An 11,244-nucleotide genomic window follows, 5' to 3' on the forward strand; every position below is an offset into this window, starting at 1 on the left:
CCGGATCAGCGGAAGAGATTGCGGACCGTGTTCTGGTCGAACTTCATCCGGAACTGGATGAACGCGCCCGCATCGGTGTACCCGGTCTCCGAGAAGTCCTCTTCCCGGAAGCCGCGGACGTTGTAGCCGACGCTCACCCAGCCGTTCTTGAACGGGGTGAACCCGACCGAGACGCCAAGGCTCGAAAGCTGCTCGCCGCTCGTGACCGACCCCATAAGGGCGCCATGCAGCCCGAAATCGAGCTTGTCGGTGATGTCGTGACGCCATTCGATTCCGGCAAGCCCAAGCGTGTCGGAGCTGCGCGTGCCGCCGGCATCGAGCGCGACCCGCTTGAGTGCCAGGCGCAGGGTCAGCGTGTCGCTGTCGGAAAGGCGGGTCCAGCGATGAACCAGGCCGTAGATCTTGAGGTTTTCGCCGAAGGGCAGCCGCCGGCGGTCCGCTTCGAGCCGGATCAGGGTGACCGGATCGTCCTCGCGGCGCCGATGTGCCGCCGCGAAGTGCAAGGAAAGCTCGCGCTCCTCGCCCGGACGGCCAGTCTCCTCGCTGTAGATCCCCTCACCACCCACCGACCAGGCCTCGCCGATCTCGCCATCGGCGCTGAGCCGAAGCGTACGCGAGCGGCTCCCCTCCTCGAACCTGCGGTCGGCCTCGATCCCGGCGGACCAGGTCTTCTCGGTATGGCGAAGACCCGCCCGCACGGCCGCGAAGCTCTCGGCGATGAACGGGTTTCCGGAATTAAGACCAAGGGGAACATCCGCGGCACCGAGATCCTTCTGGATGTCGGCGCCAAGGCTGAGGCGCGTCTTTTCAGACAGGTCGATGCCGGTATCGGCGCCTGCGAAAAGCGCGTTGCCAGAACGATTTCCATGCGCCGCATGGGCGAGCCCGGCCCGGTAGGTCGTGGTCTCGCCGAGAGCCCAGGTCAGGCCCGCCGAGAGCGTCCCCGAGGCGTCCCCGCCCTCGCGCGGACGCGTGCCCTCCCAGCCCGTCTGCAGGTCAAGCGTCTCGCTGAGGGCGTAGTCGGCGGAGAGCGTCACCCGGTCATGGGGCGAGACGCCGCGCGTGAAGACCGAGGACTCGAGCTTGATCCCGTAGGTCAGCCGCTCGTCCGCGGTGGTCCTGGAGCCCTGGACCAACCCATAGACCGCCTCGAGGCGCTCGTCGGGCCGATCATCCAGCCGGAAGGAGAAGCCGCCACCGGCCTCGCGGCGCTCCCGCTTGCGCACCAGGGCGAGTTCGCCGTCATGGACGGTTCGTCCGTCCGAACGGTCGCGCTCGCCCGTATAGGCGCCATCGAGGAAGAGCCCGGTCCGGTCTTCGCCCGTAGTCTCCCCGGCCGGACGGGGATCCGCGATCAGTGCAACGCTGGCCTCGGCGCCGACGGTCTCGAAACTTGCATCGTCACGCGACGCGTCCAGGGCAGTATTGCCGCGCTGGCTGCGCAGGTAGGCGGCGGCCACGCTCTCGCCGTCGTCGTAGTCGGCCCGGATCTCGCTCCGGGCGCCGCGGGTCGTCGCCCCGCCACCGCGCTTCTCGACGCGAATGGTCTCGGCGCGCAGTTCGAGATTCTCGGTTGCCTGGTAAGTGAGATCGGCACCGATGACGCTCACGCGCATGGCGTTGCCGTCCACCCGGGTGGCATGAAGGCCGGTGACGCCAAACCGTGCGCGTTCGGAGACCTGGCTCTCGGCACGGATCCCGGCCAGGACGCCGCCGGCGACCTTCTCGTCGGTCTCGTATTCTACGACGAGGATGCGCCGGTCCCTGTCCGGGGTGAGGGCCGCCAGCGGTTTACGCAGGAAGATGCGGCCCGTTGTCGTGCTGATCGTGTAGTCGCGGCCGCGCGTGAGGGTTTCGGACCGGATCTCCTCGGAGAGATCGATCCGCGACAGGTCGACGATGCGCACCGTCTCGGAGCCGAAGACGATGTCAGAGCGCGAAAGCACATAAGGCCCCATGGTTCCGTCGAGCGCAATCCGGTCCTCGACGAACCGCTGACCGGCATCGGCGACGAAGGCCATGACGCGCCAGGTGTCGTTCTCGAACGTGGCCCGCGCGCCGGTGAGCTCGCGGCTGAGCGGGATGTTGCGACTTCCGAGATCAGCCTCGAAATCGCCGACGAGGAACTCGGCCCCCTCCTTGCGCAGGCGCAGGTAGAGCGGGAAACGGCTCGGCGAGGCGTCGTCCTGGACCGAACGGTCGCCGTATACGATGTAATCCTCGTCGGGGTCGATGCCGGAGAAGCTGCCGGTGCCATCCCTGGCTGTGTCGACCCGGAGCGTCAGGAGCCACTCGCCTTTCACCACCCCTTCCGCAAAGAGCGCGACACGGCCGGCGAGATCGTTGTCGATGTCGCCGGAGGGGCGCAGGTGCTGACGGATGGTCTTCTCTGCCAGGGTTCCTTCGGCGAGCCCGACGAGCACCCAGGGGCGGCTGGCCGCCGAGATCCGGACCCTCTTCTCGATCGTGCCGTCCTCGGCGAGAATGCGGATCGGCGCATGCCAGGTCTCGTAGACCGGCGCCATGACAATGCGGATCTCGCCGCTTTCGCGGACCGTCACGCTCGCGCTCTGCGAAGGGCGGCGCTCGCGATCGGGGGCCGAACGGCGCAAGGTGGTCGACGGCATGAAGGCGAAGGGCGCGTCGGTCTGGATCTGCACCACGGTGCCGGGACGCAGCGGAATCCCCTCCCGGTCGGTCAGGCGCATCCTGATCACCGGGCTGGTGCGGCCGTCGCTCTCCAGGACGGATCCTTGAGCGACCAGCTCCGCCGCAGCCGGTGTCGTCGCGTAGAGCACCTCGCGCGTCTCGTCGAGCAGGACCTCTCCGTCCTTGGCGGTAATCACGACGCGGACCTCGTTGCGGCCGTCTTCGATGCGCACCGCGCGCAGACGGTCCATCATCATCGAACCGTCAGCGGCTTCGAGCGGGGGCTCGGAGCGGAAGGCGGGTACCGCTTCGCCGTTCAGGAAAACCTCAGCCTTCGCCGAGCGCGGCCGCAGGTAAAAGATGTCGATCGACTTGCTGGCGGGCAGCATGGCGGGCGCGGGCGTCAGGATCCGCGCACCCTTGCCGGCACCCGTCCGGTCCAGCCATTGCTGGTCGAACTCCAGGGCCGGATCACGCGGCGTGAAGCCCTCCTCGAGGGCTTCCGCGGCGTCCTGGCTTTCGGTCAGCGCGTCGTCGAAGGCGATGTTGAACTCGACACGCGCCAGCATGCCCGGCGCGACATCGACGAAACGCGAGATCGCGGACCCGGCGCTGCGGGTGTTGGGGGCGCACAGGACCGGGCGCGCGTTGCGCGGCAGCGTGTTCACATCCATCTGGGCGACATGCGGGCGGCTCGCGATGCCACGGAACGAGAATCGGCCGTCCGCGTCGGTGATCGCGTAATCGCCGCTCTCCAGAAGGATCCTGATCCCGGACAGGTCGCGGCGCTGCGGCTCGCTGCCGCAGTCACCGGCAACGACCTCTCCGATAAGCGCGATCTCGTCCGTGCCAAGGGGCTGGCTGGCGCGGAGCGCGTGCCGCGCCTCCATGCGCAGCTGGCCGGTGCCGGTTTCCGAGACCGTGGTGCTGCTCATGAGTACCCCGCTTGTCCCGGCATCGAGGCCGACACGCGCGGTGTAGGAGATCTCGATCACCTGGCCGGGCGATACCCGGAACGCGGTGAGATCGAAGGTCCGGCCATCGGCCGAAACCGCCGGCTCCGCCGGCACGCCATCGACCGTAAGGGTTCCCGGAACGTAACGGATGCCCGGCGGCAGGAGATCGGAAATATCGATGAGGGATGTCTCTGGGGCGGTGATGGTGACCATGTAAAGGAAGAGATCGCCAGCCTCGACCCGGTCGACAGAGGCCGCGCGAACCACCGAGCCGGACGCCCTGCGGTCGACCGGAATGTCGATCCGCAGCCGCGGCCCTGACTTGACCGCGAAGGGCTCGAGGCGGGATCCGGCGCCGATGACGAAGGGGCCGCCGGGCAAAGCAGCGATCTCGGTGTCGCTGCGCCGTGTCGGGGCGCTGAAACCTTCCGGAAGATCGACCTCGAGACGGTAGGAGCCGGGGTTGACGAACGGGAAGCGGTATTCGCCAGGCTGCATCCGGTAGCTGCGGCCCGAACTGTCGGCGACCTCGCGGCCGGTCAGGATAGTGGCCGGGAAAGGCGAATGGGTGTCGTCACCGAAGACCTTGGCGGGAAGGCCGGTCGCAATGTCGACGAGGGTCACGGCGACACCGTCCACCGGCGCGCCGGTGAGCGAGTTGAAGACCATTCCGGACGGGTCGAAGGGGCCGACGGCGATCTCGGTCCGAAGACCGGCCACCGGGCCGCCCGCATCGCCGTGGAAGGCGACGATCGACGAGAACGCGGTGGTCGCGATCGCGCCATTCCCGGCGACCGCACCCTCCGCCACGGTCTCGACCCAGCCGGTGAAGACGCCCGTATCCGGCCCGGTCTCGTAAAGGCGCAACACCTCGACATCGCCGGTGGTGCCGTCGGAGACGGTGATGTCGACCGTGTCGATCTCGCCGGAGCGGATATTCTGCGCCGGATCGTCGAGCGAGAAGAAGATAGGGACACCCTGACGGATCTGGGCGGTTTCGACGAGCGGGACAGGGCGCGACAGATCGATCTGGCCGAGATATCCGGTCAGGGTCGATGTGTCTTTCGGCGGTCTCATGGCGATCATCCGCCCACCGGGCTTGCTGGTCGAGGAATAGTCCGAGCGGGTGAAGACCTGGGTGACAACTTCGCCGGCGGTGAATTCGGTCGCGACCTCGAAGGCGCGCAGGATGCCGTCGCCAGCACGGGGCTGCGCGACCGTGAAACTGTGCGCGACAGTGAAGCTGTGCGTGGCCGCAGTGACACTCCCGCTGCCGTCGGACGTCACGGAGATCGAGTTGGTGATGATCTGTCCGGGAAGGACGCCGGAGGTCCCTCCGGAGGCCGCACCCGCGGCAAGGGAAACCGCGAGACCCAAGGCGCCGGCGAGCCCGCGCATGAAGGCCCCCGCTGTTTTCCGGCTGCGTTCACCAAGTCCAATCATTTTCAATGACTCGTCGCTTTTTCGCATTATTGCCGCCCGATTTCGGGCGGCATTCTCGATCAGTTGCCGCCGACGAATGCGCGGATGGTGAAGCTCGCCGTCCGGCCGGGATCCAGCCGGGAGAGGGTGCCTGTCACGATGCCGCCAACATAGGTCACCTCGTCAAAACCGCCCTTGGCGTGGGTGACGTAATGCATCGTGTCGGGAAGGATGTCCTCGACCACGATGGCGGTGGCCGGCACGGACGCCGAGGCGCCATTCGCGACCGTGATCCGGTATTCCACGCAGGACCGCGGGACAGGGGACAGATCGCCCGGCTGCGCCGCGCCGTTCAGGCAGTCGAAGGTGTGGGTGAGGTTCTCGGAGATCACCGACATGGTCTTCGACGCCGTCATACGGGTAGCCTGGATGACGAGGCTCTCGGAGGCTGTCTCGATCCCGTCGAGGCCGGGATCGGCGAAGATCGTGTCGGTCCCGTCGAGGCCGTTTCCTCGGGTCTCGGTCTCTGCCGCGCCGGCCGGGATGTCCCAGGCCCGGGCCGTCAGGGTGAAGTGGCTCTCGCTTCCGTCCGGGGCCGAGACCGGAATGCTGACATGGACGAAGACCAGCCCGGTCTCGCCAGGAGCGAGCGTCAGTTCGGCCGAGGTCGTGGAAATATCCGTCCGGACCGCGGCTCCGGCCACGGGCGCGATCGTGACGTGGTAGGTGCCCTCCCCGCCCTGCCCGGACGCATCGTAGGTCAGCGCCAGGCCGCCCGCGGCGGCGAGGTCGAGGTCGTAGCCGGAAACATCATTGCCAGAATTGGTGACGGAGAAGACCAGGACCGCGTCGCCCTGCCCCGCTTGCGCGAAGACGGACCCGCCCGCATCGCGGCCCTCGACCGAGAGATCGATCTTGCGGTCGACCGTGAAGGAGGTGCTTGCGGCATCCGGTACCGATACATGGCGGTCGCCAGAGATATAGTCGAGGTTGATCGTATTGGTCACGACGGTGCCGGGCGCCGGGCCGCCGGATGCCGGATCCGCCCAAGCTGGCGCGCACAGCAGGAAAGCCGAAGCCGCCAGTGTCTTCCCGATATGACTCATCGCAATACCTTTCCCCGGATCAGGACCGGAAGGCGGTGTCCGCCATCCGGTCCAGGGCACCCGGCGCAGCCGCCGGGAACGATGTCAGCGGATGGTCACCGCATATTCGATGGTGGTCTCTGAACCGGCCGGGATCTCCGCGATCCGCGCCTTGACCGCGGTGATGGTGGCCGGATCAACCGCGGGTGCGAGCCCGTCCTCGGTCTCTTCCAGGAGATCGATCCAGGTGCCGGGAGCCTCGGGATCCATTACCTGCAGGGCGGTCTCAAGCCCCGAAGAGAAGCTCAGGGGATCGAGGAGGACATCGGCCGGGATTGCCAGATCGAACACCATGTCGGTCACCGCCTCATCGCCGCCATTGGCGATGCTGAGGCGGTAGACGGCCCGATCTCCCGGAACCACGGCGGCCTCCTCGGTCGGGACGAGCACGAGCACCGGCAGACCCTCGTCATCGAGGACGGGCAGGCCGCTCTCATCAACGGCCGGCCGCTCGACGAAGCTCCGCATCGCCGCCGTCAACGGCCCGGCTTCCGCGTCGACTTCCGCGATCTCGACCGGCTCGACCGCCTCGATGGCCACAACGTCCGCCGGGATCGCTTCGCCGCCCCCGGCTTCGGGAGCCGGATCCTGGGACCCCTCCTGCGCAAGCGCCACGCCGCCGACGGTCACTAGCATGGCCGTGATGACGAGAGTTGTCAGTTTCTTCATTCTTGCTGTCCTTTTTTCACGCACGTTAGGCCACCCAATCCCGGGGACGTCCGATCGCATCACGATACTCTCCTTTCGCGAAGATAGAAATCCGGAAAATGCGAAAATCGGTACTCATGCCAATACGTTCGCGCGTCTCGGAAGGACGCTCCATCGCATCCTGGAGATCAGGCAGGAATCTGCAGGTCTATCCGTAGGTCTGGGGTGGTCCGGCGCGCGACCTTGTCGCTGCGCGCGAACCGCGCTGGAGAGCGGGCGCGGGATCCCGGACGTGTGCCCGGGATCCCGTTTGTCATCAGGGGTTGCGCACCTCGGCGCGGATCGTCATCGAGACGCTCGAACCCGGCGCCAGCGAAAGGATCTGTCCCTGGACCGTGTCGGTCCCCGCCGAGTAGCTCGCCGAGTCGAAGCCGCCCTTATCCAGCGACCTGTAGAGCATGTCGGTCGGCATCGTGTCGGCGATGGCCAGGTTCGCGGCGGCGAGCGTCGCCGAAGCGGAGTTGGTCACCGTGATGGTGTATTCGACACAAGAGCCCGGGATGACGTATTCCGCCCCCGCTTCCGCCGAGCCGGAGGCGCAGTTGAAGCTGCCGTTGCGGTTCTCGGAGATCACGACCGCCGTCTTCGAGGAGGTCAGTCCCGGCGCGAGGATGCTCAGCGTCTCGGTGGCGGTCTCGGTGCCATCAAACCCCGGATCGTTGAAGACGATATCCATGCCCGACAGGCCCTGGCCGGTCAGCTCGACCGTCGGGGTGTTCGTCCCCGCATCGAGGGCGACGGCGGTAATATCGAAATCCTTGAACTCGGCGCTGGCGGCCGATGATCCGATATTCGCATGGATATGAACGTAACGGATACCGTCGATCGCGAGATCGCCGATGTTCACGGTCCCGGTCGGATCGTAGACCACCTCGGTGCCAGCGCCGGGAACCGGGTTGTCCGAGAGAACGACATGCCAGGTCCCTTCCGCGCCACCGCCAGCCGGATCGAGCGTGAGGGCGAGAGAACCCGACACAGCCACGTTGAGATCGTAGCCGGAGGCGGCGTTACCCTCGTTGGTCAGCTGGTAGACGAGAACCGCGTCATCGGCCGATTTCTCGGCATAGACGATCGCGCCAGCATCGAGACCGGCGATCGAGAGATCGATCTCGCGGTCGACCACGATGGTCGAACTGGCGGCGGTGGGAATGCTGATCGTGTTGCCGCCGGAGGTGTAGCTGATGTCGACGGTGTTGGTAATCAGCGTGCCGGCCGGCGTGTTCGCGGCGGCCATGGCGATACTGCCGAGCAGGACCGCCATGCCTGCGGCAATGATCTTTCCGTATTTCATTTTCACTCCTTCGCGAACTCGCGACTTGCCGAGGCAACAGGCGACGCCGGTTGCGGTTGTTACTGGTCAAGCGGGCTTTTGCCCGCAAGGCATGGAGCCCAGCCCCGTCCGGGGGCTGAGTAAGATATGCAGAACATATGCGAAAAATTGAACTCAAAAAAGAGAAGATTACAGATTATCTCCCGCTCTCCAACATTCCGTAGCGTCAAGCGCATTGATTCAGCGCATTGAGCGATGATTATTTCGGATTTTCGCCTGGCCGATCTACCGTGCCCTGGCCCACAGGAGACACACATGAAAACCGTCGCCGTGCCGTCGAGCTTCTTCGTTTCCGAGCGAAACAGCATCTATGGGGACTGGCGCTCCGCCTTCTGGCGAGAACTGATCTCCAATTCCTTGGATGCCGGCGCGAACTCCATCCTCATACGTACCCGTTTCAACGAGGGGGGCCGCCTCATCGTCGATATCGTCGACAACGGCTGCGGGATGACACGCGAGACCGTCGAGGAGGTCTACATGCGGCTCGGCGCCTCGACCAAGGGCGGCGGCGAGGCGACAGTGGGCGGATTTGGCCGCGCGCGGATCCTCACCTGCTTTTCCCAGGATCATTACCGGATCCGCACCGCCGATATCACCGTTATCGGCGAGGGTGCGAGCTACGAGATCCGGGAAGCTGGAGCACATGTGCGCGGTACCGCGATCACGATCGGGGTCAGCGACCCCCACCCCGGCAATCTCTACCGCGGATTGCGGCGCGTCCTGAAGCAATCCTCGCTTCGCGCCGCGATCTCGCTCGACCTCGCGGAGGCGACGCCGGAGGGGGAGCCGCTGAGCCACTTCGACGACGATCTTGCGCCGCGTGACCCGCAAACCGGGCGGCGGCGGTTCCGCGGCTGGTCGCGCAAGGGACGGCGCTTCGGCGAACTCGCGGATGAGACCGGCCTCTGGGGTGTCCTTCATGTCTCCGAGGGAGTGACGGCGCAGAAGAGAAAGGCCGTCGTCCGCGTCAACGGGATGGCGATGTATGACGAACATATCTCCGCATCCGTCCAGGTGACCGTGGATCTCGATCCGGCCCGGGCCCGCGAGGTGCTGACCGCTTCGCGCGACAGCATCCGCGGCGAGTTTCGCCAGGAGCTGCAGAAGGTCTTCAACCGGATCGCGGCCGACCGGACCTCGACCTTCCGCGAGCGCGGCGCCGAGCCCGTCCTGAAGTTCGCCAGGGGTGGCGGCGGCACGGAGGGCTCGGTGATCCGGCATCGGCACCGGCGCCAGGCCGACACGCCCCTGTCCGGCCAAGCGCCGGTGCCCGTCGCGCGCGCCCGTGATGAGGCGCGCGCCGAGGTGGCGGAACCCCGCGATCTCTCGGAGATCCGCGAGCGTGCAGGCGAGCGCCGTGAGCGGATCCTCCAGACCCGGACGACGGCGGATGGCTGGATCACGACGGACGCGTTGCGCCTCTCGGTACTCACCTTCGTCGACAACCCGAACGCCGCGCAGCGCGCGGCCTCGTCGCGCTACATGGGCGAAACCTGGGCCGCGGCGGGCGCCGAGGGGCGCAATGCCGAGCTTCTGCATGCGGCCTGGACCGCCGCCTGCCGCCACGCGCTCGAGATCCTCGTCGAGAGCTATCCCGCCCTTGAGGGCGAGCGTTGGGCGACGGGCTTCCTCTTCGATCAGAAATGCAGGGGTGGCATGCACAAGTCCTTCGGCGAGGTCCGTCACGGGCTGCTCCTGAACCCGGTCGACGAGGGCGGGCGCATGCGCTTCCGGCTCTCCGATCCGGGCAGCATGAAGGAGATGATCGCCGTCGCGGTCCACGAGGCCGTCCATTGCGTCCATGACTGGCACGACGAGGACTATGCCAACACGCTGACGTCTCTCTTTGGCAAGATCCGCGACCGCGACATCGAGAGGGAGATCCGCGACGAGCTCGAGGAGGCGCGCGCCTGGATCGCCGAGCGCGAGCGTGAGCGCGTCCACCGGATTGCCGAGGTGCGGCCCGCCGAGGAGGCCTCAGCGCCATCACCCTGACCGGGCGAGGCCGAAGGCGCGCGGCGGACCCGACACCCATTCTCCTCGTGCAAATCTCCGTCGACATGTCACACTTGCGGACAACCTCGCCCGCCTTGCCGGGCATACCCGGTTGGAGAAATGGCATGAGCGACGAAAAAAAGGATAAGCGGTACGTTGCGGGATATGAGGATTATCGCAATCCGGATCACATCAAGAACGCGTTTGGAGAGTTTTTCAGGATCGGCGGCGACGAGACTTACTGGAAGGGGGCCAAGGCGGGCCGCGAGGATCGCCTGAAGTATGGCAGGACGGACACCCATCCGCCACCGCAGAAACGCAGCGGCACAACCCGCGAGAAACGCGCCCGGAAACCCGCCGCCAAAGGCCCTTCCAGCGCCGGCGGCTACACGCCTTACAGGAATGCCTCCGTTGGGGATCGCATCATCGGCATCGGCTTATTGCTGGCCGCCCTGTTCGTCGTCGTCCAGATCGCCACTTGGTGGATTGCCCGCTCGAGCGAGGCGAACCGCCTCGCGGAAATGCAGGGTTCGACATGGGCATTTACCGAGTCCGACCAGACTCCACGCAATGCCTTTTTTCACCGCGGCGATCGGATCGTGATCCAGGCCTCCTTTGGCGGGACTCTTAAACCATCCGATCGCCTCCGGTTCGCCGTTACCTTCCCGCATTGCTCTGCGCAGAATTGTCAGCGCCTCGAATGCCCGCTCGAAGGCTGCATCCTGAACAAGGTAACTTATGACACGAAGGGGATCTTCCCCGGTCAGCCCGGCTATCAAGCCACGGAATATCCTGACGGCACCTACACATTGACCTTGCACGTCAACAAGCACGAGATCTCCCGCTCGAGCTTCAAGGTCTATCGCTGCGACATGGGCCGGATGCAGCTGGAGGTCTACGGTTACACGCCCTACTGCTCCTGATCATCAAAACGCCCGGGAGACCCCGTCCTTCAGGTCGGGGAGGGATAGGGCCAGGAAACATACCGATCGCCGCCCCGCGGCGATGCCGTATCCGTCGCGTTGACACTATGCGAATA

Annotated in this window: 6 protein-coding genes; 2 read left to right on the forward strand and 4 right to left on the reverse strand. The window is 66.1% G+C overall.

Features of this window, described 5'->3' with window-relative positions; all coding sequences use genetic code 11:
- Positions 1 to 5: 5 nt before the first annotated feature.
- The 4 genes from OM960_RS20595 to OM960_RS20610 form a co-directional block, all read right to left on the reverse strand.
- Entirely contained in the window at positions 6 to 5,048 is a 5,043-nt protein-coding gene (locus tag OM960_RS20595) for a carboxypeptidase-like regulatory domain-containing protein (protein WP_264773303.1), read from the reverse strand.
- Between the two features lie 59 nt (positions 5,049 to 5,107).
- Positions 5,108 to 6,133: a hypothetical protein gene (locus OM960_RS20600; protein ID WP_264773304.1), complete on the reverse strand. Its 1,026-nt coding sequence runs from the start codon at positions 6,131 to 6,133 to the stop codon at positions 5,108 to 5,110.
- 84 nt (positions 6,134 to 6,217) lie between these two features.
- Complete coding sequence (locus OM960_RS20605) at positions 6,218 to 6,841, reverse strand: hypothetical protein (protein ID WP_264773305.1); 624 nt, start codon at positions 6,839 to 6,841, stop codon at positions 6,218 to 6,220.
- A 295-nt stretch (positions 6,842 to 7,136) separates the two neighbouring features.
- Positions 7,137 to 8,171: a DUF11 domain-containing protein gene (locus OM960_RS20610; protein WP_264773306.1), complete on the reverse strand. Its 1,035-nt coding sequence runs from the start codon at positions 8,169 to 8,171 to the stop codon at positions 7,137 to 7,139.
- A gap of 294 nt (positions 8,172 to 8,465) precedes the next feature.
- Here OM960_RS20610 and OM960_RS20615 point away from each other — a divergent pair, with 294 nt between their 5' ends.
- Both OM960_RS20615 and OM960_RS20620 read left to right on the forward strand, forming a co-directional pair.
- Complete coding sequence (locus OM960_RS20615) at positions 8,466 to 10,205, forward strand: ATP-binding protein (RefSeq protein ID WP_264773307.1); 1,740 nt, start codon at positions 8,466 to 8,468, stop codon at positions 10,203 to 10,205.
- Between the two features lie 125 nt (positions 10,206 to 10,330).
- The gene (locus tag OM960_RS20620) at positions 10,331 to 11,128 is read left to right on the forward strand and encodes a hypothetical protein (RefSeq protein WP_264773308.1); all 798 of its coding nucleotides are present in this window, start codon (positions 10,331 to 10,333) and stop codon (positions 11,126 to 11,128) included.
- Positions 11,129 to 11,244 lie beyond the last annotated feature (116 nt).

Source organism: Defluviimonas salinarum (genome assembly GCF_026013545.1).
Taxonomy (GTDB): Bacteria; Pseudomonadota; Alphaproteobacteria; order Rhodobacterales; family Rhodobacteraceae; genus Albidovulum; species Albidovulum salinarum.

Coding starts and splice junctions, on each gene's coding strand:
- OM960_RS20595 (WP_264773303.1), bottom strand. CDS start 5,048: ATGATTGGACTTGGTGAACGCAGCCGGAAAACAGCGGGGGCCTTCATG.
- OM960_RS20600 (WP_264773304.1), bottom strand. CDS start 6,133: ATGAGTCATATCGGGAAGACACTGGCGGCTTCGGCTTTCCTGCTGTGC.
- OM960_RS20605 (WP_264773305.1), bottom strand. CDS start 6,841: ATGAAGAAACTGACAACTCTCGTCATCACGGCCATGCTAGTGACCGTC.
- OM960_RS20610 (WP_264773306.1), bottom strand. CDS start 8,171: ATGAAATACGGAAAGATCATTGCCGCAGGCATGGCGGTCCTGCTCGGC.
- OM960_RS20615 (WP_264773307.1), top strand. CDS start 8,466: ATGAAAACCGTCGCCGTGCCGTCGAGCTTCTTCGTTTCCGAGCGAAAC.
- OM960_RS20620 (WP_264773308.1), top strand. CDS start 10,331: ATGAGCGACGAAAAAAAGGATAAGCGGTACGTTGCGGGATATGAGGAT.